The 21,545-nt window shown below is 37.7% G+C and carries 16 protein-coding genes; 15 read left to right on the top strand and 1 reads right to left on the bottom strand.

The window, feature by feature from the left end; translation table 11 throughout:
* The first annotated feature begins 112 nt into the window (after positions 1-112).
* The 7 genes from topA to WBM60_RS06935 all read left to right on the top strand — a co-directional run bounded on the left by topA (position 113) and on the right by WBM60_RS06935 (position 9,639).
* Complete coding sequence (gene topA / locus WBM60_RS06965; protein WP_424262810.1) at positions 113-2,587, top strand: type I DNA topoisomerase; 2,475 nt, start codon at positions 113-115, stop codon at positions 2,585-2,587.
* A gap of 15 nt (positions 2,588-2,602) precedes the next feature.
* Positions 2,603-3,760 (top strand): formimidoylglutamase, encoded by a 1,158-nt coding sequence (locus tag WBM60_RS06960; protein WP_299158050.1) that lies wholly within the window; start codon positions 2,603-2,605, stop codon positions 3,758-3,760.
* 116 nt (positions 3,761-3,876) lie between these two features.
* Positions 3,877-5,232 (top strand): gliding motility lipoprotein GldK, encoded by a 1,356-nt coding sequence (gene gldK / locus WBM60_RS06955; RefSeq protein ID WP_424263016.1) that lies wholly within the window; start codon positions 3,877-3,879, stop codon positions 5,230-5,232.
* A 77-nt stretch (positions 5,233-5,309) separates the two neighbouring features.
* Positions 5,310-5,957, top strand: coding sequence for a gliding motility protein GldL (gldL, locus tag WBM60_RS06950; RefSeq protein ID WP_299158045.1), 648 nt, complete (start codon positions 5,310-5,312; stop codon positions 5,955-5,957).
* Between the two features lie 53 nt (positions 5,958-6,010).
* Complete coding sequence (gene gldM, locus WBM60_RS06945) at positions 6,011-7,579, top strand: gliding motility protein GldM (protein WP_424276911.1); 1,569 nt, start codon at positions 6,011-6,013, stop codon at positions 7,577-7,579.
* Between the two features lie 22 nt (positions 7,580-7,601).
* The gene (gldN, locus tag WBM60_RS06940) at positions 7,602-8,504 is read left to right on the top strand and encodes a gliding motility protein GldN (protein ID WP_424261363.1); all 903 of its coding nucleotides are present in this window, start codon (positions 7,602-7,604) and stop codon (positions 8,502-8,504) included.
* A 79-nt stretch (positions 8,505-8,583) separates the two neighbouring features.
* The gene (locus tag WBM60_RS06935) at positions 8,584-9,639 is read left to right on the top strand and encodes an NAD(P)/FAD-dependent oxidoreductase (RefSeq protein WP_424278667.1); all 1,056 of its coding nucleotides are present in this window, start codon (positions 8,584-8,586) and stop codon (positions 9,637-9,639) included.
* Here WBM60_RS06935 and WBM60_RS06930 read toward each other — a convergent pair.
* Complete coding sequence (locus tag WBM60_RS06930; RefSeq protein WP_424278668.1) at positions 9,636-10,022, bottom strand: DUF983 domain-containing protein; 387 nt, start codon at positions 10,020-10,022, stop codon at positions 9,636-9,638. The two genes, WBM60_RS06935 and WBM60_RS06930, sit on opposite strands and share 4 nt — an antisense overlap.
* A gap of 62 nt (positions 10,023-10,084) precedes the next feature.
* Here WBM60_RS06930 and WBM60_RS06925 point away from each other — a divergent pair, with 62 nt between their 5' ends.
* The 8 genes from WBM60_RS06925 (at position 10,085) to WBM60_RS06890 (ending at position 21,540) form a co-directional block, all read left to right on the top strand.
* The gene (locus tag WBM60_RS06925; RefSeq protein WP_424277419.1) at positions 10,085-12,007 is read left to right on the top strand and encodes an ABC-F family ATP-binding cassette domain-containing protein; all 1,923 of its coding nucleotides are present in this window, start codon (positions 10,085-10,087) and stop codon (positions 12,005-12,007) included.
* A 176-nt stretch (positions 12,008-12,183) separates the two neighbouring features.
* The gene (locus WBM60_RS06920) at positions 12,184-13,065 is read left to right on the top strand and encodes a leucine-rich repeat domain-containing protein (RefSeq protein WP_424263268.1); all 882 of its coding nucleotides are present in this window, start codon (positions 12,184-12,186) and stop codon (positions 13,063-13,065) included.
* Between the two features lie 148 nt (positions 13,066-13,213).
* Positions 13,214-13,681, top strand: a complete 468-nt coding sequence (locus tag WBM60_RS06915) for a MarR family winged helix-turn-helix transcriptional regulator (RefSeq protein WP_424263266.1) — start codon at positions 13,214-13,216, stop codon at positions 13,679-13,681.
* Positions 13,682-13,688: 7 nt separating this feature from the next.
* Positions 13,689-14,819 carry an efflux RND transporter periplasmic adaptor subunit gene (locus WBM60_RS06910; protein ID WP_424279040.1) on the top strand — a complete coding sequence of 377 codons (1,131 nt, stop codon included), beginning with the start codon at positions 13,689-13,691 and terminating at the stop codon, positions 14,817-14,819.
* Entirely contained in the window at positions 14,819-18,121 is a 3,303-nt protein-coding gene (locus tag WBM60_RS06905) for an efflux RND transporter permease subunit (protein WP_424277416.1), read from the top strand. The genes WBM60_RS06910 and WBM60_RS06905 overlap by 1 nt, the downstream gene beginning before the upstream one ends.
* The gene (locus WBM60_RS06900) at positions 18,118-19,464 is read left to right on the top strand and encodes a TolC family protein (RefSeq protein ID WP_424278792.1); all 1,347 of its coding nucleotides are present in this window, start codon (positions 18,118-18,120) and stop codon (positions 19,462-19,464) included. Before WBM60_RS06905 ends, WBM60_RS06900 begins: the two co-directional genes overlap by 4 nt.
* Before the next feature lie 56 nt (positions 19,465-19,520).
* The gene (locus WBM60_RS06895) at positions 19,521-19,706 is read left to right on the top strand and encodes a CPXCG motif-containing cysteine-rich protein (RefSeq protein ID WP_424261814.1); all 186 of its coding nucleotides are present in this window, start codon (positions 19,521-19,523) and stop codon (positions 19,704-19,706) included.
* Positions 19,707-19,914: 208 nt separating this feature from the next.
* Entirely contained in the window at positions 19,915-21,540 is a 1,626-nt protein-coding gene (locus WBM60_RS06890) for a sodium:solute symporter (RefSeq protein ID WP_424277415.1), read from the top strand.
* The last annotated feature ends 5 nt before the right edge of the window (positions 21,541-21,545 follow it).

The following is a 21,545-nucleotide window of genomic DNA, read 5'->3' as shown; positions in this document are numbered from 1 at the left end:
TATATAAGGTATAAAAGACCCCTTACTTTCGACTAATAAATGACTTGGGTTTTGCATTGTAGCAACAGAAATAAAAAATTTGACATACTTTTGTTTCTTCAAAAACTGATGAATGGCTAAGAATTTAGTAATCGTAGAATCGCCTGCAAAGGCCAAAACAATAGAAAAATTTCTGGGAAAAGACTTTAAAGTTGAATCCAGTTTTGGCCATATAGCTGATCTTCCTTCCAAAGAGTTAGGGGTTGATGTCGAAAATGACTTTAATCCTAAATATATTGTTGACGAGGACAAAAAGGCCCTGGTTAAAAAGCTGAAGGCCCTTGCGAAAAAAGCAGACACCATATGGCTGGCGAGTGATGAAGACCGAGAAGGAGAGGCAATTTCGTGGCATTTGGCGGAGACACTGGACCTTGATAGATCCAAAACTAAACGTATTGTGTTTAATTCCATTACCAAATCAGCTATTCAAAAGGCCATTGAAAACCCCAGAGAAATAAATTATAACCTGGTAAATGCCCAGCAGGCAAGAAGAGTTCTTGATAGGTTGGTTGGATATGAGTTATCACCTGTTCTTTGGAAAAAAATTAAACCCGGTTTATCTGCAGGAAGGGTTCAATCTGTATCTGTTCGTTTAATTGTTGAGAGGGAACGGGACATTGAGGTCTTTAATCCTGAAGCTTCCTATAAAGTAGTGGCGGAATTTAAAACAGTGAATGGGAATGTATTTGGAGCAAAACTTGGGAAGAGCTTCCAAACCAAAGCAGAGGCTCAGGTATTTTTAAATAAAAATGCGGGGTCGCTATTTAATGTTGCAAGTCTGGATAAAAAACTCGCAAAAAAATCACCTGCCGCACCATTTACTACTTCCACTTTACAACAGGAGGCATCCCGTAAATTATATTTCTCAGTAGCCAGAACTATGCAGGTTGCCCAGCGTTTATATGAAGCTGGTCTGATTACTTACATGAGGACAGACAGCGTAAATTTATCAGGGGAGGCAATAGGGGCTGCTAAAGACACCATTATTCAGAATTATGGTGAACAGTACAGTAAAGTCAGAAATTATAAGGGCAAATCTAAAGGAGCTCAGGAAGCACATGAGGCGATACGGCCCACGGATATGAATTTGCAATCTCCTTCACTGGAAAGAGATCAGTCTAAGTTATATGAATTGATTTGGAAACGTACACTTGCCTCACAAATGAGCGATGCACAATTAGAACGTACTAATGTAAAAATCAAGTCGAACTCTTATCAGGAAGAATTTACTGCGAATGGAGAAGTCATTAAATTTGATGGGTTTTTAAAAGTTTATCTTGAAGGTAAAGACGAAGAGGATATAGCTGAAGAGCAGGAAGGTTTGCTTCCGGCAATGAAAACCGGTGATCAGTTATTCTATAATTATATAACGGCAACAGAACGGTTTACAAGACCCCCGTATAGATATACAGAGGCTACTTTGGTAAAGAAACTGGAGGAGCTGGGTATAGGAAGACCCTCAACTTATGCCCCAACAATTTCGACCATTCAAAACAGGGGTTATGTGGAAAAAGGAAGTATTGAAGGTCAAGAGCGAAAGTATTCACAACTGATTTTAAAATCAGATAAAGTTGAGGAAAAATCTCTCACTGAAGTGATAGGTTCAGATAAAGGCAAATTGGTGCCCACAGATATAGGGATGATTGTCAATGATTTTTTAGTGAATCATTTTGCGCATATTTTGGATTATAACTTTACCGCCAAAGTGGAGAAAGATTTTGACGAAATTGCTGAAGGTCAGGAAGATTGGAAAAAGGTAATGAAAGATTTTTACAAGGACTTTCACCCAAAAGTACTGGACGTTGAAGAAAACGCGGAACGTGCAAGCGGAGAACGTGTCCTGGGTAAAGACCCTAAAACGGGAAGACAAGTTGCTGTTCGTTTGGGACGATTTGGCCCTATGGTTCAAATTGGTACGGTCGAGGAAGAGGACAAGCCATTATTTGCCAGTTTACTCCCTGAACAATCCCTTAATACGATTACTTATGAGGAAGCAATGGAGTTATTCCAACTACCCAGAAAGTTAGGAGTATTTGAAGGAGAAGAAGTAGAGGCTAATGTTGGCAGATTTGGTCCTTATGTTAGATTCGGCAAAAAATTTGTCTCTCTGGACAAAGGTGAGAGTGCCTTTGATGTCGATCTTGAAAGGGCAATAGAATTAATTCGCGAAAAGCAAAAGGCAGATGCACCTATTGCAGTTTATGAAAAGAAAGATGTTATCAAAGGTAAAGGTCGCTTTGGACCCTTTATCAAATGGGACGGTATGTTCATAAATGTGAATAAAAAGTATGACTTTGACAATCTTTCGGAAATTGATATTATTGAGTTGATAGAATCTAAAAAGCAAAAAGAGGCAGAGAAACTTATCAAGGAATGGTCTGATGAAGGCATCCGGATTGAAAAGGCGCGATGGGGAAGGCATACAATTATCAAAGGGAAGACTAAGGTTGAGCTTGCCAAAGAGGTAGATGCTGCCAATGTTTCCCTGGAAGATGCAAAAGCATTACTCGAAAAGAAAAAACCGAAAAAGAAGACTAAGAAAACCTAAGATTAACGTACCAATATGGCGTTTGATTTTTTACTTCCTGTTGATGAAATGGCCCTCGCGCACTGTGAGCTATTACCACCACAATCTCTTGGCAGGAATATTCACAAGCATACAGAGAAAAAAGGGTTACCTGTCCTGGCCAATGCATCATTTGCATTAATGGGAGTTCTGGAATCGAGAAATGCATTTGAAAAGAAAACAGAACGACTAGATACCACTGAGATCAGAATTCAGCTGTACAAGCTAATGATGGGCAATTGGAATTCAGTCTTTGTCGACCTCGGTGATATAGAAGAAGGAGAATCGGTTGAGGACACCTATTTTGTTGTAAAGGAAATTGTAGCAGAATTACTTGAAGAAAATGTAATTCCGATTATAATTGGTGCGACTCAGGATATTACTTACCCTACCTATAGGGCATTTGATAAAATTAAGGATATGGTAAATCTGGTGTCAATAGACAGCAGGTTCGATTTCGGGGCAGATGAGGAACTTATTTCTTCGCATTCCTATATGAGTAAAATAATTACTGATAAGCCCAACAATCTTTTCAATTTTTCTAATATTGGTTATCAAAGCTATTTTAATGCTCAGGAAGAAATAGATTTGATGGACCGCCTATTTTTTGATGCCTACAGACTGGGAGAAATAACCTCCGACATTTCCCTTGCAGAACCCGTATTGCGAAACGCACATATTGTAAGTATGGATGCCAGGGCAATTAAAGCTGGCGAGATTGATGGGTCTAAGAATTTTTCACCAAATGGATTTAATGGAAGAGAAATATGTGCTATAGCCAGATATGCGGGAATGAGTGATAATGTCGCAATATTCGGAATATATGAAAGCGAGAATACCGTACAATCATTTCAATTAATATCACAGATAATATGGTATTTTATAGAAGGATATAATTTTAGAATAAAAGAGTTACCGAGTGCTAAAAGCAAAGACTTCAACAAGTTTAATGTGCCTACGGAAACCGAACAATTGATTTTTTATAAAAGTTTACTTACCGAAAGGTGGTGGGTTGAGATTCCATCAATTTTATCTTCACATAATAAAATAAATTCACCTGCGTTATTACCATGCACCGAACAGGACTATTTAGACGCATGTAACCAAAATATTCCCGAAAGGTGGTTCAAGGCCTATAAGAAAGGTTTTAACTAACACTAAATTATTTTAAAGGATAGACCGTTTTATACAATAAATTATTCAAAATGCAGTTTTAGAGAATAATAATTGTGAATACTGTTTATAGTCTTAATCGAAATTTAACCTAAAGTATGAAGAAGCTATTGTTATTATCTATAGCGTTTGTTTTTTTGCTCACTAGTTGTGGGTCTAAGACAAAAGGAGAACTAGTCGGAGTCCAGGGTAAAAAGTGGTATCCGGAAAAACCTTATGGAATGGAACTGATCCCTAGAGGAGCATTTATCATGGGTAAAAGTGAGGAAGATGTAGGAAAGGTTCTTAATGCGCCAACCAAAACTGTAACCGTAAGATCATTCTACATGGATGATACGGAAATAACTAACAGTGAATATCGCCAGTTTGTAGAATGGGTGAAAGATTCCATTGTAAGAACTAAGTTGGCCATCCTGGCTGATGAACTGGGAATGGGACCGGAGGATGAAGGTATTGGAGAATATGCATTTAAGGATGCAGATACTACCAATATGTCTACATATGATAAGTACATGTTGGATAATTATTCCGGGATGGGTGAGACTGGTTATGAAGGAAGAAGCCTAAATAGAGATCAGGATTTGGTCTGGGATATTTCGGAATATCCTGATGAATACTATACAGAAATAATGGATTCAATATATATTCCTGAAGAGGAATCATATAATGGTCAACGCACTGTAGATGTCACAAAGCTTAAATACAGTTACAACTGGATGGACATTGAGGCAGCTGCACGTTCAAGAGATGCCAGAAGAAAGGATTTTATTAAACATGAGGAATTGGAGATCTATCCGGATACGACAGTTTGGATAAGAGACTTTCAATACTCCTATAATGAACCAATGCATAATGACTATTTCTGGCACGATGCCTATAGTGATTATCCGGTTGTTGGAGTTTCATGGCAGCAGGCCCAGGCTTTTTGTAACTGGAGAACGAAATTTAAAAATGATGACCAGAAGAGCAGAGGCAGACAATTTGTTAACGGATTCAGGTTACCTACAGAAGCCGAATGGGAATATGCCGCCAGAGGGGGAATCGAAAGTGGAACTTATCCATGGGGTGGTCCTTATGTGATTAGCGATACGGGTTGCTTTATGGCTAACTTTAAACCACAGCGAGGTGATTATGCAGCTGATGCAGCTTTGTATACAGTAGAAGCGAAGTCTTATGAGCCAAATGATTATAATCTTTACAATATGGCTGGGAATGTTTCTGAATGGACTAATTCCAGCTATGACGCAAATTCATATGATTACGTATCTACTATGAATCCCAATGGAGGTGATTATGGTAATAAAAGAAAAGTTATACGTGGAGGTTCTTGGAAAGATGTTGCTTACTTCCTACAGGTAAGTACCAGAGATTATGAGTATAGAGATTCGGCCAGAAGTTATATCGGTTTTAGGACCGTACAAGATTATATGGGCGAGGAAGACTCAACACAATAGTTTTTCCGTATATAAATAAATCAAACAATAAACCAAATACTTATTTTTAACATTAAACTTAAATTAAATTTAGAATTATGGCACAGTCAAAATCAACAAAGAAATTATTTAACATGGCCTATGGCCTGGGAGCATCGGTGGTTATCATTGGTGCATTATTTAAAATCCTGCACTGGGAATTTGGACCTCTAACAGGTGGTCTTCTTCTGGCGGTAGGTCTTATTACAGAAGCTCTTATTTTTGCAATTAGTGCATTTGAACCGGTAGATGATGAATACGATTGGTCTCTGGTATACCCTGAATTAGCAGGTGGTATGTCTGGTAACAAAAATGATGTTCAAGATGCGAAAGAAGCAGAAGGCATATTATCCAGAAAATTAGATGAGCTTCTAAAAGAAGCTAATATAGACGCTAACCTTATGGAGAGCCTTGGAGAAAGCATTCGCAATTTTGAAGGTGCTGCAAAAGGTATTGCTCCTTCAGTAGATGCAATGGAATCTACCAAAAAATATTCAGATGAAATGGTAGAGGCAGCGTCTCAAATGGAGTCTTTAAACAGCTTGTATAAAGTACAATTGGAAAGCGCTAGCAGACAGGCTTCTGTAAATGAAGAAGTTGTTCAAAATGCAAGTGCTCTTAAAGACCAAATGGAATCTCTTGCTTCCAATCTTTCTTCCTTAAATGGAGTATATGGAGGTATGTTATCTGCAATGAGTAAAAACTAATTAGTGAATTAGTAAACCCAAATCAAAATTTTAATCAAAACTAATTAGAAAACATGGCAGGAGGAAAATTGTCACCACGTCAGAAGATGATAAACTTAATGTATTTGATCTTCATCGCGATGCTGGCGTTAAATATGAGCAAGGAAGTTCTGGCTGCGTTCGGTCTTATGAACGAAAAGTTGGAAGCTTCTAACGCAAAAACCACGGAGAACAACGTAGCGTTCTTAAATGGTTTAGAAACTAAAGCATCTGAAAATGCGGAAAAATTTGGTCCGCTACTGGAAGATGCCAAAAAGATTAAGGAATTGTCCCAGGATTATTATGACTATCTGGAGGCCCTTAAAGGTAAAATGTTAACCGAGATTAAAGATCCTAAAGACTATCAGGTTATGGATAAGTCTGATTATTTAGATCAGAAATTTTTTCAAGGTGATAACCTGGCTCCGGAAGGAAAAGAATTCTTAAAGAGGATTACTGATTACCGTACTCAAGTTTCGGCTGTTTTACCAGAAAGCATGAATGAAGTTAAGGCTTCTGTTCAAACCAGATTTGAAACTGGTGATGCTAATGGTAAAGTTGAGAAAAGAGATGGAACAAAACAGGATTGGATCAATTATCATTTCGAAGGTTTTCCGGTTGTTGCTTCTCTAACTAAAATAACACAGATACAAGCTGATGTTAAGGCTACAGAGCAGGATGCTTTACAGTCTATGTTAGAAGGTCAGTTGACCAGTGAAGTTTCTATGACTAATTATACCACGCTACTGGAGCAGGAAAAATCGGCATTTTATGCTGGTGAGAAATTCTCAGGGGCAGTTGTATTAGGTCGTAAAGATGCTACAACAAGGCCAAATGAGGTAAATCTTACTTTAGATGGAAGAAAGCTGAATGAAGGTAAGGATTATGAGATCAAAAATGGTCAGGTAAAACTTTTAGTTAGTGCCGGAGCTCCCGGAGACCATAAGATTGCCGGTAACCTGGTATTTATTCAGGATGGTGAGAGAACGGAAGTTCCTGTTTCTCAAACATTTGCCACGATCACTAAGCCTAATGCAGCATTAATTGCAGCAGATAAGATGAATGTGGTATATCGAGGGGTTTCTAACCCAATGTCGATTTCGATTCCTGGAATTCCAAATAACAAGGTTAGTGCATCGGCACCAGGTCTTAAGAAAAGAGAAGGCAGTAAGTATATCATGAACCCGGGAACGGGAAGAACAGTTACAATTGTCGCATCTGGTACGTTGCCTGACGGCCAACGTGTTTCCTCAAAATCTGAGTTCAGAATCAAGGATATTCCAAGACCATCCGGATCTATTCGAGGAGAAACAGGAAGTGCTAAGATGCCCAGAAGAAATCTTGAAATTGCAACAATTGGTGCATTACTTGAAGATTTTGATTTTGACTTGAATCTTGCAATTAGTGGATTTAAATTCAAAGTGCCTGGACAACCTACGGTAAGTGTAAATGGCAATAAGCTGGACACAAGAGCTAAATCGGCCTTAAAAAGAGCTAAAAGAGGTGATGCTGTTCAGGTATTCGATATTCAAGCGTATATCACGAATAACAAAAGCTATAAACTGAAGAAAGTATCTCCGGTAATTATAGAGATTACGAACTAAGAATAGTATAAATTATAATTTTATGAATTGGAAGAATGTTTTAATTGCTGGAGCTGTAGCGCTACTACCAATATCCATGATGGCACAGGCTAATATTTTAAATGCCAAGATGCCTGAGGAAATTGGAAAAAAGACAGAAGCGCAAATAGCGGCGGATAATGATTCTCCGCTGCCATACGGCTATGTGGATGACAGGGATATCCTTTGGTCTAAGACTGTATGGGAGGTAATTGATCTTGATGAAAGAGTAAATTTTCCACTGTATTATCCGCTTGACACCATTGATATTGGTGCGGACAGAAGGTCGTTATATGATGTTTTTATGAAAAACATTAAAAACGGTAAACTTACTGACGTATATGTGGATTCCTATTTTACTGAAAAAAGAAATTTCAGTGACCTGGCAGCTACTTTGAAAAAAGTAGATACCACAGATCTTGGATATGAGCAAATCAATGCCGGTGAACAACTTTCCCCCGAATATATTAACCGGAGGGAACTTACTGCAGCGGATATTGAAGAATATCGTATCAAAGGGATATGGTATTTTGATAAGCGGCAGGGCGAATTGAAGTATCGACTGTTGGGTATTGCCCCGGTAGCACCCGATGTCAACTTTGTAGATGATGAATCTATGGATCCCAATGAGAATAAAGTTGAACTTTTTTGGGTTTGGTATCCTAGTGCCAGAGAGATATTACACAGAGCCAAGGTTTTTAACCAACAAAACTCAGCGCAGCCAATATCTTTTGATATGTTGTTGAATGCCAGACGTTTTAATGGTCTGATCTATAGAGAAGACAATGTTCAGGGTGATCGTATAATTAATGATTACATAGCAGACAATGCGCTATTCCAGTTGCTTGAAGCAGATCGTATTAAAGAAACAATACGAGACAGGGAACAGGACATGTGGGCATATTAGAAGCAAGCTTTAAATTCCAATTCAGAGATAAATTAAAAAACGCTGCACCATTTGGTGCAGCGTTTTTTAATTTTACATTATGGTAGATTACTTAATAGTAGGCCTTGGACTGGCCGGGATAGCATTTTGTGAAAAACTTGATGAGCATGGTAAAACCTTCACAGTGATCAATGATGACTCTCAAACATCATCTAATATTGCTGGAGGCTTATATAATCCTGTAATTTTAAAAAGGTTTAATCTTGCCTGGAAAGCTGATGAACAACTGGGCCTGGCTCAGAACTTTTACAAAAGCTTAGAGGTTAAACTGGGCGTATCCCTGGATCATAAAGTACCGGTTTTAAGAATATTTGCATCTGTTGAGGAGCAAAACCTTTGGTTTGAGGCGGCTGATAAAGAAAAATTACAGCCATACCTTTCTACAAAATTGCTCATCAATGATAATCCTTGCCTAAAAGCCCCATTCGGTTTTGGGGAGGTCCTGCATACGGGAAGAGTAGATACGCAGAAGTTGGTGAAAGCATATTCCGGTTATTTATCTAAAAAAAGGCTATTATATGCAGAGACTTTCAACTTTGAGGAATTAAAGACAGGAACAAACGGGCTTACCTATAGAGACATTAGTGCCAAAAGAATTGTTTTTGCTACAGGATTTGGACTAAAAAAGAATAGCTATTTTAATTACTTACCCCTCAACGGAACAAAAGGAGAACTCTTAACTATAAAGGCTCCGCTTCTTAAGGAAGAGAGGGTTATTAAATCTTCCGTCTTTATAATTCCTATAGGGAATGATCTATACAGAATAGGGGCTACCTATAAATGGAAGGATAAAAACAATGAGCCAACTTCTGAGGCCAGACTGGAACTCCTCACAAAGCTAGAAACCTTTTTAAATTGTGAATATAAAATAGTGAACCATGTAGCCGGAATTAGGCCAACGGTGGCCGATAGGAGGCCTTTGGTAGGTAAACATCCTGTTTTGGATCATATATATGTATTAAATGGTTTTGGCTCCAGGGGTGTTATGATTTCCCCTTATGCTTCAAACCAGTTATATGAATATATAGAGAGAGGTGTGCCTATTGACCCCGAAATGGATATCTCAAGATTTAAAAAAGCCTATATTAAAGTTTAATCTATTTGAACAGTTCCTGGGTCGTATTTTATAAAGATGTTGATCCATATATTTCTGGAAAGCCTTATAATAAAGGGTAAAAAGACCACCATGGTAACCACTATTGCAATAAATGTATTAAGTAAACTCGTGCCAATTATTAAAAAAGCAATGACAAAGGCCGCTACCGCAAATGCTATTCCAACAGCATAACTTACGTACATTGCCCCGTAGAAGAAGGACGGCTCAATTTTGTACTTTGTCTTGCAGTGCGTGCAACGTTCCTGCATTTTAAAAAGAGAACCCAGATGATAAGGATTAGTATCTGTATACATACTTTCCTGGTGGCATCTTGGACAACTTCCTGTTAAAATGCTGTAGAGTTTGTTTCCTTTTTTTAACATTTGCAAAAGTTTAGGCAAAACTACGATTTTGCAAAGTTTCTAATTGTAACACCAATCACAAAATGCTAAATATTCATAATCTTTCTGTTTCTTTTGGAGGAGAATACCTATTTAAAGAAATCGCCTTTAGATTAAATGCCGGGGATAGGGTTGGGCTTATTGGGAAAAATGGCGCAGGGAAATCTACCTTGCTTAAATTGCTTTCTAAGGAAATGGAACCAGATGCGGGTACATTGGCTACAGAAAAAGATATAAAAATAGGCTGTCTAAAACAGGATCTCGATTTTGAGCATGGAAGATCGGTACTTGATGAAGCCTATGAGGCTTTTGTTGAATTAAAAGCATTAGAAAAGCAGTTGGAGCATATAAATTTGCAATTGGCAGAAAGGACCGATTACGAGAGTGACTTATATAATCAACTAATAATAGACTTAAATGATTTAACCCATCAATATGAAGTTCACGGAGGATACAACTATCAGGGCCAGACTGAAAGAATCCTTTTAGGTCTTGGCTTTAAAAGGGAAGATTTTGATAAAAGCACAGATACATTCTCCGGTGGATGGCGGATGCGTATAGAATTAGCTAAATTACTCTTACAGAATAACGATGTTCTCTTATTGGATGAACCTACAAACCATTTGGACATTGATTCTATACTTTGGCTGGAACAATTTCTGCTTAATTATTCCGGTGCACTGGTGATAGTGTCGCATGATAGAATGTTTTTGGATAATGTCACAAATAGAACAATAGAAATTTCCCTTGGAAGAATTTATGATTACAACAAACCATATTCTAAATATTTGCAACTGCGGGAAGAAATCAAAGTACAACAACTAAGTGCCCAAAAAAACCAGGAAAGAGAAATTCAACAAACAGAACGGCTAATAGACAAATTCCGGGCCAAGGCCTCAAAAGCTACAATGGCTCAATCACTTATTAAGAAACTGGATAGGATGGAACGCATTGAAGTTGATGAGGATGACCTTAGTGCGATGAAACTGCGGTTTCCAATTTCCGTAACTCCTGGAAAAGTGATATTTGAAATGGAGGACCTTTCCAAAAGTTACGGTAACAAAGAAGTATTAAACGGAGTAGACATAATTTTGGAAAGGGATAGCAAAACAGCTTTTGTAGGACAGAATGGACAAGGAAAAACAACCCTGGCGAAAATTCTTGTCGGGGAATTGGAATATCAGGGCAGGTTAAAATCCGGTCATAACGTTGAGATAGGTTATTTCGCCCAAAATCAAATGGAATATCTGGATGGCAATAAAACCATTCTTGATACTATGATCGATGCTGCCAATGAGAAGAATAGGAGTAAGGTAAGGGATATATTAGGATCTTTTCTATTTAGCGGTGACGATGTAGATAAATATGTAAAGGTTTTGTCTGGTGGAGAAAGGAACAGGTTGGCTTTGGCTAAAATGCTGCTGCAACCCTTTAATGTACTTGTTATGGATGAGCCAACAAATCATCTCGATATCAAATCCAAGCATGTTTTAAAAGAGGCATTGAAACAGTTCGAAGGTACATTGATTGTAGTTTCACACGATAGGGATTTTTTGCAGGGCCTTACTAATAAGGTTTATGAGTTTAAGGAAAAAAGAATAAAAGAGTATTTAGGGGACATCAATTATTTTCTTGATCAACGCAAAGTTGAAGATTTCCGGGAAATAGAAAAGAAACAAAAAGATCAGAAAAAGAAAGAAAAAAGTACCAGCAAGCCTTCTGATTATGTAGGTCAGAAAAAATTAAAGTCGCTAAAGAATAAGTTAAGTACTCTTGAAAGTGACATAGCCGGGTTAGAGAAGGAGATTGCTAAAACAGATCACGACCTGCTGATGGATTATGATACTACAATAGCGATTCCGGATTTTTTCGATACTTATCAGGCTAAAAAAAAGAAGCTGGAGGAGTTGATGATAAAGTGGGAAAATGTCACTTTAGAGCTGGAAAATAGTGGGATGGAGGGATAAAATGTAGCGCGAAATTTTTTTCACAACAGAAAAGAGGGCTTTCACAACAAAAACGTGCACTTCATCGATTATATGGGTTGTTTATCTATTAAAAATAGTATTTTTGTAGGGTAATTCTTTAGTAAAGTGGTGTTTTTATTTAATAAATATACAACTATTTCTTAAAGTCGAATTCTATGAAAAAGCTGCTCCTTATTCTGGTTGTGTCAATAACTGTAAACCAGGTGATAAATGCGAAGGTTAGTAAAGCTGAAAAAATGGCTTTAATTGATCTTTATGAAAGCACCAATGGAACTTCCTGGTTAAAACCATGGTATATAGACCAGCCGGTATCAGAATGGTATGGGGTTAAGGTTGAAGGAAATCATGTGGTGGAGATAAATTTATTTCGCAATAATCTTTCTGGTCCAATTCCTGAAAGCGTTGGCAACTTAAATCACTTGCGAATTCTTAATCTGGCATTTAACACCTTGAGTGGAGAATTACCTGGTACTATTACACAGCTACAAAGCCTGGAGGTTCTGAAAATAGAGATGAACAGGTTTAAAGGAAATCTTCCGGACGAGATAGGAAACATGGAAAATTTATTGGAGCTCACTGCTTTTAACAATTTTTTCTCAGGAACGATTCCTAATAGTATAGGGAATATAGCTAAGTTGCGGGTACTAAACCTTTCCAGTAATAATTTTGTTGGCCATATACCAGATTCAATAGGAAATCTTACAAGACTGGAAAGTCTGGGGCTTTTTGAGAATACATTGGAGGGTGATATCCCACGAAACTTAGGACAACTGGTTTTACTCAAGGAACTTGTACTGGCAAATAATCAATTAGGAGGGGAGATCCCGGCAGAATTTGGTCAGCTGGCTAGTCTTAAGGTCTTACAAATTCAGAATAACAAATTTAATTCATATAAAAACCTTGAACTTATGGATACCAGGGAGTTTCTGGTTTTTGATTATGACAAGGGAGATGTAAAATTAGATTTCAAGGATGTCAATTTTTCTAAAACCCGGATGGCGGATACGAAATTTGAGGATGAAAATGAAAATGAATAGTTGGCTTATACTTTAGTTAGTTTGGTTAAAGGGATGCAGACTGCATCCCTTTTGTTTTATAAAACAACAAAATACTTAAACAAAATTTAAGAATTATTTAACATTAGTTGCATATGCAACTAATCATTTTTAACGTTACATTTGCAGCATGAATAATACAGACATTTTAGTGGATTTTGATAAATCTGTAGGTCGCTGGATTGGCAGCACCTCTAAGATGGTTGATAATTATTTACACGAAGCTTTTCAATGCGAAGGACTTGATCTTAGTAAAGAGCAAATGATAGTTCTTAAAAAATTACATGAAAATGATGGTCTTATTCAAAATGAACTGGCCTATCTAACCTTAAGGGATAAATCTTCTTTGGCAAGATTACTGGCCAAAATGGAACGTAAAAACTATATAAGCAGGGAACAGGATGATTTCGATAAGCGGGTAAACCGGGTTTTTCTTACGGAATCCGGTAGAATAACATTTAAACGAAGCAGGCCAATAATAGTTGGACTAAAAGAAATCATGGAAAAAAATATTACAGAAGAAGAGATATTTCAACTTATAAATACGCTCCAACGTATTCAACACAATATTACCTCCACGGAGGCACTACTTAAATAATAAACTAATGAGAAAAATAGTATTATCCATATTAGGAATTGTAATTATAATAGCCTCATTTTTTTTGGCTAAACAAATTGCTAACAGTAAATCCAGACCAAAGGCGAAAGTAGAAAAAGTGGTGAAAACAGTTTTTACTCAAACTGTGGTGAATGGTACCGTTCCAATTATAGTCCCTGCGAATGGTAATTTAAGGGCAAAAAGGAGGGTTGAACTCTATGCCGAAGTTCAGGGCGTTTTCCAAAAAGGGAATAAACTGTTTAAAGCTGGACAACCTTACAAAACAGGTGAAACAATTATCAAAATAGATGCCTCTGAATACTATGCAAGTGTACAGTCGGCCAAGAGTAATTTATACAATTTAATTACTTCGATCATGCCCGATTTGCGGCTCGATTATCCTGAAGTATTTCCAAAATGGCAGGCATATCTAAGTAATTTCGACCTCAATGAAACCACTCCACCTCTTCCGGATATGTCCAGTGAGAAGGAAAAATATTTTATTTCGGGTCGTGGAATTTTGACAAACTATTACAATGTTAAAAATATGGAGCAACGGTTGCGAAAGTATCGCATCTCGGCCCCATTTTCAGGAATACTTACAGAGGCTTTAGTTACGGAAGGTACGCTGGTGCGACCAGGTCAAAAATTGGGAGAATTTATAAATACGGATATCTATGAAATGGAGGTATCTATAAGTAAGACTTTTAGTGACCTTTTAAAAGTTAATGAGGAAGTAGAGTTGGTGAATTTGGACCGTACGAAAACTTATAAGGGCTTTGTTGCCCGGATTAATGGAAATGTAGACGTAGCTACACAGACCATAAAGGCATATATAGATGTTAATGATCCGGACTTAAAAGAAGGCATGTATCTGGAAGCTAACCTTAATGCAAAACAAGAAACGAATGCCATTGAAATAGATAGGAATTTGCTTCTTGAAAACAATCAGATTTTTGTAGTTAGAGACACCTTGCTTGACCGTATTGATGTGAATCCAGTATATTTTTCTGATAAAAAAGTAGTTCTTAAAGATGTTCCTGATGGAATTTCAATACTAACCAAACCCGTTGTTGGTGCTTTTGAGGGAATGTTGGTAAAAAAATATAAAGGTGAAACAGCCAAAATAGAAAACTAATGCGAAAAATAATCTCTTATTTCATAAAATATCACGTTGCTGTAGACGTGATAATTATAGCATTTTTCGTTTTCGGAATTGTTGGAGCTATTTCTTTGAAATCTTCATTTTTTCCTTTGACAGATTCAAAAAACATCTCAGTAAATATAACCTACCCCGGTGCATCTCCACAGGAGATTGAAGAAGGTATCGTTTTGAAAATTGAAGATAATCTTAAAGGACTCGAAGGTGTTGATAGGGTAACCTCAACTTCAAGGGAGAATAGTGGAAATATCAACGTGGAAATTGAAAAAGGACGGGATATTGATTTTATGCTTCTGCAAGTAAAAAATGCAGTTGATAGGGTACCTACATTTCCTACCGGGATGGAACCCTTAATAGTTTCAAAATTAGAAGCAGTAAGACAAACAATAAGTTTTGCAATTAGTGGCGAAAATATTCCTCTGGCAACCCTTAAACAAATTTCCCGTCAGATAGAAAATGATATTCGGGCAATGGATGGAATATCCCAGATTGCTATTTCCGGGTTTCCACAAGAAGAAATTGAAATTGCGGTAAATGAAAATAATCTCCTGGCATATGGTTTGTCTTTCTCTGAGGTTGCAAATGCAGTCTCGAATGCCAATATCCTGGTGACTGGAGGGAATATAAAAACTAGTGAGGAGGAATACCTTATCAGGGCGAATAACAGGTCCTATTACGGGGATGAACTTTCCAATTTAATAATAAGGGCTGATGCGGCGGGACAGACAGTTCGCTTAAAAGATATTGCCTTACTTAGGGATAGATTTTCAGAAACTCCAAATGCTTCTTATTTCAACGGAGACCTTTCGGTACGAACTACAATTACAAGTACGAATACTGAAGATCTTATTTCTTCTGCTGAAAAAGTTCGTAATTATATTGAAGATTTTAATCAGAAAAATAATAATGTTAAGTTAAGTGTGGTAAGTGATCTTTCAACGACACTCACACAGCGTACCCAACTGCTAACAGAAAATGCCATATTGGGTATGATTCTGGTGCTTATTTTCTTATCCGTATTTCTTAATACGAGATTGGCTTTTTGGGTCGCATTTGGTTTGCCTGTTGCCTTCTTGGGGATGTTTATTTTTGCCGGTTTTTTTGATGTTACAATAAATGTACTGTCACTTTTTGGAATGATAATAGTTATTGGTATCCTGGTAGATGATGGGATTGTAATAGCTGAAAACATATATCAGCATTACGAGAAAGGGAAAACCCCGGTACAAGCAGCAATAGATGGAACTATGGAGGTAATTCCTCCTATTGTATCTGCAATTATTACCACGGTACTTGCGTTCTCAATTTTTTTATTTCTGGACGGAAGAATCGGGGAATTCTTTGGAGAAGTTTCCGTAATAGTGATACTTACTCTGGTAGTTTCATTGGTAGAAGCGCTTATAATTCTCCCAGCTCACCTGGCTCATTCCAAAGCATTACATGCAGAAGATAAAAGACCAAAAAAGGGGATTGCCAAAATATTTTCAAGGCTTAGGATTATCAATAAAGGTGGGGATCAGATTATGGTGTGGTTTCGGGATAAGGCCTATAGCCCCACATTAAAATTTGCCTTGCGATATAAACTGTTAACTTTTTCTTTTTTCGTATTTGCACTAATTCTCACCTTCGGATCAATAGGTGGGGGAATTATCAGAACGGCCTTTTTCCCACAAATTGCCAGTGATAGGGTTCAGATAGAATTACTTATGCCCAATGGCACAAATGAAAAAATAACAGATTCCATAATAACCTTGATTGAAGATAAAGCTGAACTTGTCAATCAGGAATTAACAGAGCAATACCTTAAAGGCACAGGTAAAGTACTTTATGAAAATGTAATAAAAAATGTAGGACCTGGTTCTTCAGCGGCAACACTTACTATAAATTTATTACCAGGTGAGGAACGTCCGAATGCCATCAGGTCAGATATGGTAACCAATCGCCTACGGGAATTGGTAGGACCGGTAATAGGTGTTGAAAGTCTTATATATGGCTCCGGCGGCAATTTTGGAGGTGACCCTGTATCCGTTTCTTTATTGGGTTATAATATTGAGGAATTAAAGGCTGCTAAAGAGGAGTTAAAACAAGCAATGCTAAATAACCCAGACCTTAAAGATATTGCAGATAATGATCCGGCTGGGATCAAAGAAATCCGCCTGGAGCTTAAGGAAAATGCCTATATGCTGGGCCTTAATCTAAGGACAGTAATGAATCAGGTTAGAGCGGGCTTTTTTGGAACTCAGGCTCAACGATTTCAAAGGGGCCAGGATGAAATACGAGTTTGGGTAAGATATGATCGTGAAAACAGATCCTCAATAACAGATTTGGATGAAATGCGCATAGTTACTCCAAATGGCAGTAGGATTCCATTAAAGGAAATAGCCACTTATACCATTGAACGGGGAGATGTAGCTATAAATCATTTAGAAGGTCGTCGCGAAATACAATTATCATCGGACCTTAAAGACGCCAAAAAAGTAAGTGCCACAGATGTTATGACTGATATACGTACAGAAATAATGCCTGAAATTCTGGCCAAATATCCAACGGTTACTCCTTCATATGAAGGTCAGAACAGAGAAGCAGGTAAACTTTTGGGTTCCCTTCGCTTTGTTGGCCTTACAGTATTACTTCTTATTTATATTACAATTGCATTCACATTCAGGAGCTTTAGCCAACCATTAATGCTTCTACTATTGATTCCTTTTAGTTTAACTGCCGTGGCCTGGGGGCATTGGATTCATGATTTCCCAATTAATATCTTGTCTATGTTGGGAATTATAGCTCTTATTGGGATTATGGTGAATGATGGTTTAGTACTTATTGGGAAGTTTAATAATAATCTGAGAGCGGGGATGACGTTTGATGATGCCATTTATGATGCAGGTCGCTCCCGATTCAGGGCTATCTTTCTAACTTCATTGACCACAATTGCAGGTTTAGCGCCTTTAATACTGGAACAAAGCAGACAAGCACAGTTTCTGATACCAATGGCTATTTCAATTGCCTATGGGATAGCTTTCGCCACTGTTCTAACGTTGGTAATGCTGCCTATTTTTCTATCTTTTAGTAATAAGGTTAAGGTAAATGCTAAATGGCTGGCTACTGGTAATAAAGTGGCTAAAGAAGATGTTGAACGTGCTATTAAGGAGCAAAAAGAAGAATTGGATCAACACAACCAATTGGTTACTAAACTTATTAAAGAATCGCCAAAAGGTTCAGAGAATGGGCAAAGGAAAGAACAAACTTCAATTGAACTAGAAGGTAAAGAAAAATGAAAAATTATATCAAGGTGATTGTGCTTTTAGCATTGAGTACGAATGCTATTGCACAAGAAAAATTATTGTCAAAAAGTGAGGCTATAGCCTTGGCATTAGAGCAGAATTTTGGTATAAAATTTGCTGAAAACACGGTTGAAATTGCCGATAATAATCAGGGAGTACTAAACACAGGGTTTTTACCAACCCTAACGGGTACAGCAGGAGCTACTTATAACAGGGATGATTCTACTATTGAATTTCCAGGCCAGGTAGATGAAAATGGAAATCCCAGGCCGAATTTTGAAATTAATAAGGCAGAAGCACAACGCTATAATGCGGGACTAAATTTAAATTATATTCTTTTTGATGGCTTAGGGCGCAGATACAATTATAAGATACTGAAGGAACAGTACCAATTAACCGAATTGCAGGCCAGGGAAACTATCCAAAATACCATACTTCAGTTGCTAAGTATCTATTTTGAAGTTGCCCGTTTATCTGAAAATGAATATGCACAGAAACAAGCTTTGGAGGTTTCTAAAGACAGGATTAAAAGGGCCCAATACGCCTTTGAGTATGGGCAAAATACACAGTTGGATGTTTTAAATGCGGAAGTTGATGTTACCAATGATAGTATAATTCTCCTAAATACCCAGCGATTATTGAATAATACCAAACGCGATTTAAATGTTGTATTAAATCAGGGGGTATCCAACTTATTTGAAGTAGATACCCTAATTAGTTTTATCCCCATGTTGGAAATACAGGCGATGGTTGATGATGTGTCCGTAAATAACCTTGCCATCCTTCAAACCGAAAGGAATTTAGCAATAAATGAATACGACATCAAGGTAAGTAAATCTGGTTATTTGCCGGTGATTGGCCTAACGGGTTCATATGGTTGGAATTTAAATCAGAGTGCTGCCTCAGCATTCTTTCCCGGGACCAACAATAACAATTTAAACCTTGCGCTTAATGCCGGCCTTACCTGGAACCTTTTTGACGGAGGAAGCACAATAACCAGGGTTCGAAACGCTAAAATAGTTTATGAAAATCAGGAGTTATTAAAGAAGCAGGTTGAACTAGAGGTTGCAAGGGATATTGAGAATGCACTGGAAACTTATGAAAACAGATTAACGATATATGAAATTCAGGAGAAAGCTGTCATTACCAATCAGAATAATTTTGAACGATCAAGGGAGCAATACCAACTGGGAAGGATTACGTCAATAACATTCAGACAGGCTCAGATTAATCTTTTAGCGGCGCAAACAACCAAAAATCTTGCAAAATACGATGCTAAACTAGCCGAATTAGAGCTATTGCAACTAACAGGTCAGTTATTGAATGTAGATTTTTAATACTGTTTTCTTAATTTGAGAGAGGTCATTTATAAATTAAAATTTATATCTCTTTAATGTACGAACACTACTTTCAATGCCCCTATTGCTGGGAAGAAATATCGATGCTGTTAGACCCCTCGATTCAACAGCAGAATTACGTTGAAGATTGTGAAATTTGCTGTAATCCAATAGAAATTAATTCACAATTCAATAATAGCAACGATCTTGAAAGTTTCCAGGCCAATAATCTGGAACAATGATTACTTCTCAAAACAATACCCATAATTACCCGATTTTTATTTAATTTCATCTCTTTACTTGATCTCTAATTATCACCTCAGTATTCCAGGTATATTCATAATTAGTATCTGGTTAATCGGTTTTAAGTATCTTAACAATTGGAAAATCGCATCAGAAGTAATATTCCGTTTTTCTTTTTGAACAGAGACGCATTAAAAAGTATAATTTATGAAAGGACTTGATTCATTAGATTGGGTGGTAATTACGGCTTACTTCCTTATATTACTGGCAGTAGCCTGGTGGGTTATTAAGCAGAAGCAAAAGAATACAGAGGACTATTTCCTTGCCGGCCGGAATATTGGGTGGTTTATAGTTGGGGCCTCTATTTTTGCTTCAAATATAGGTTCTGAACATGTGGTAGGGCTCGCAGGCAATGGCGCCGGAGACAAAATGCCGCTGCTTATTTACGAGTTACATGCCTGGATTGTATTAATGCTTGGCTGGGTTTTTCTACCTTTTTATGCACGAAGTGGCGTATTTACCATGCCCGAATTCCTTGAAAAACGCTTTGATTCCAGATCCAGATGGGTCTTGTCTGTTGTGTCCTTAATAGCCTATATTCTAACCAAAGTTTCAGTTACTATCTATGCGGGAGGTGTAGTGGTTTCCGCTTTGTTGGGCATTCCTTTTTGGATTGGCGCTGTGGCCACAGTAGTACTTACAGGCATATATACTGTACTTGGAGGTATGCGGGCCGTAGTTTATACAGAAACCATTCAGGCCGTTGTATTGGTTCTGGGTGCAGGAATACTAACTTTTCTGGGTTTGGACGCTGTAGGAGGATGGGGTGAGTTAAAAGAGACTATAGGGCCAGAATATTTTAATATGTGGCGCCCTAATTCTGACCCGGATTATCCCTGGCTCCCACTTTTTATTACCAGTACGGTTGTTGGTATCTGGTATTGGTGTACAGATCAGGTAATTGTACAGAGGGTGCTTTCTGCAAAAAATATTAAGGAGGGTAGGCGGGGAAGTATATTTGGAGCGCTTTTGAAGCTTATGCCGGTATTCCTTTTTTTAATACCGGGAGTAATTGCGCTGGCACTTAAAATGCAGGGCAAACTTCACTGGGATAGTCCGGATGAAGCCTTTCCCGTACTAATGAGTAATTTAATGCCTTCCGGACTTCGGGGTTTAGTTGCAGCCGGTTTATTGGCTGCTTTGATGAGTTCTCTGGCTTCAGTTTTTAATTCTTGTTCCACTTTATTTACACTGGATATTTATAAAAAACTAAGACCGGAAAAACCAGAAGAAGAATTGGTAAAAACAGGACGAATTGCCACCTTTTTTGTGGTAGGCCTTGGTCTTTTATGGATTCCAATTATTACTACACTTTCCGATGGACTTTATGAGTACCTTCAAAATGTGCAGGCCTATATTTCCCCGCCAATAGCTGCAGTTTTCTTATTGGGTATTTTTTATAAACGAATTAATGCCAATGGCGCTATTGCTACCCTGATTGGAGGTTTTATAATTGGTTTTGGCAAGCTTACCCTGGAGATTGTGAAATCGAGTTTTACTGAAGGTAGTTTTATTTATGCAATAGCCGATATAAACTGGCTGGTTTTTGGCGCTTATTTCTTTGCCCTGTGCATAGGAATAGCGGTAGTGGTTAGTATGATGTACCCGGCTCCTTCCCAGGCACAACTGCAAGGGCTCACTTTCGGAACTATTAGTCCTGAACAAAGGGCTGAGAATAAGGCAAGTTATAATTGGGTGGATATTGTTACATCGGTATTGATAATTGCAATAGTGGGATATATTATGATTTCTTTTAGCACAATGGCACTTTAGATTTT

It is taken from the genome of Eudoraea sp., from assembly GCF_049669105.1.
GTDB lineage: Bacteria > Bacteroidota > Bacteroidia > Flavobacteriales > Flavobacteriaceae > Eudoraea.
This window is presented reverse-complemented; position numbering and strand designations above follow the sequence as displayed.

What these genes read in the sequence shown, in the direction of transcription:
- topA (WP_424262810.1), top strand. Translation starts at nt 113, where the DNA reads ATGGCTAAGAATTTAGTAATCGTAGAATCGCCTGCAAAGGCCAAAACA.
- WBM60_RS06960 (WP_299158050.1), top strand. Translation starts at nt 2,603, where the DNA reads ATGGCGTTTGATTTTTTACTTCCTGTTGATGAAATGGCCCTCGCGCAC.
- gldK (WP_424263016.1), top strand. Translation starts at nt 3,877, where the DNA reads ATGAAGAAGCTATTGTTATTATCTATAGCGTTTGTTTTTTTGCTCACT.
- gldL (WP_299158045.1), top strand. Translation starts at nt 5,310, where the DNA reads ATGGCACAGTCAAAATCAACAAAGAAATTATTTAACATGGCCTATGGC.
- gldM (WP_424276911.1), top strand. Translation starts at nt 6,011, where the DNA reads ATGGCAGGAGGAAAATTGTCACCACGTCAGAAGATGATAAACTTAATG.
- gldN (WP_424261363.1), top strand. Translation starts at nt 7,602, where the DNA reads ATGAATTGGAAGAATGTTTTAATTGCTGGAGCTGTAGCGCTACTACCA.
- WBM60_RS06935 (WP_424278667.1), top strand. Translation starts at nt 8,584, where the DNA reads ATGGTAGATTACTTAATAGTAGGCCTTGGACTGGCCGGGATAGCATTT.
- WBM60_RS06930 (WP_424278668.1), bottom strand. Translation starts at nt 10,022, where the DNA reads ATGTTAAAAAAAGGAAACAAACTCTACAGCATTTTAACAGGAAGTTGT.
- WBM60_RS06925 (WP_424277419.1), top strand. Translation starts at nt 10,085, where the DNA reads ATGCTAAATATTCATAATCTTTCTGTTTCTTTTGGAGGAGAATACCTA.
- WBM60_RS06920 (WP_424263268.1), top strand. Translation starts at nt 12,184, where the DNA reads ATGAAAAAGCTGCTCCTTATTCTGGTTGTGTCAATAACTGTAAACCAG.
- WBM60_RS06915 (WP_424263266.1), top strand. Translation starts at nt 13,214, where the DNA reads ATGAATAATACAGACATTTTAGTGGATTTTGATAAATCTGTAGGTCGC.
- WBM60_RS06910 (WP_424279040.1), top strand. Translation starts at nt 13,689, where the DNA reads ATGAGAAAAATAGTATTATCCATATTAGGAATTGTAATTATAATAGCC.
- WBM60_RS06905 (WP_424277416.1), top strand. Translation starts at nt 14,819, where the DNA reads ATGCGAAAAATAATCTCTTATTTCATAAAATATCACGTTGCTGTAGAC.
- WBM60_RS06900 (WP_424278792.1), top strand. Translation starts at nt 18,118, where the DNA reads ATGAAAAATTATATCAAGGTGATTGTGCTTTTAGCATTGAGTACGAAT.
- WBM60_RS06895 (WP_424261814.1), top strand. Translation starts at nt 19,521, where the DNA reads ATGTACGAACACTACTTTCAATGCCCCTATTGCTGGGAAGAAATATCG.
- WBM60_RS06890 (WP_424277415.1), top strand. Translation starts at nt 19,915, where the DNA reads ATGAAAGGACTTGATTCATTAGATTGGGTGGTAATTACGGCTTACTTC.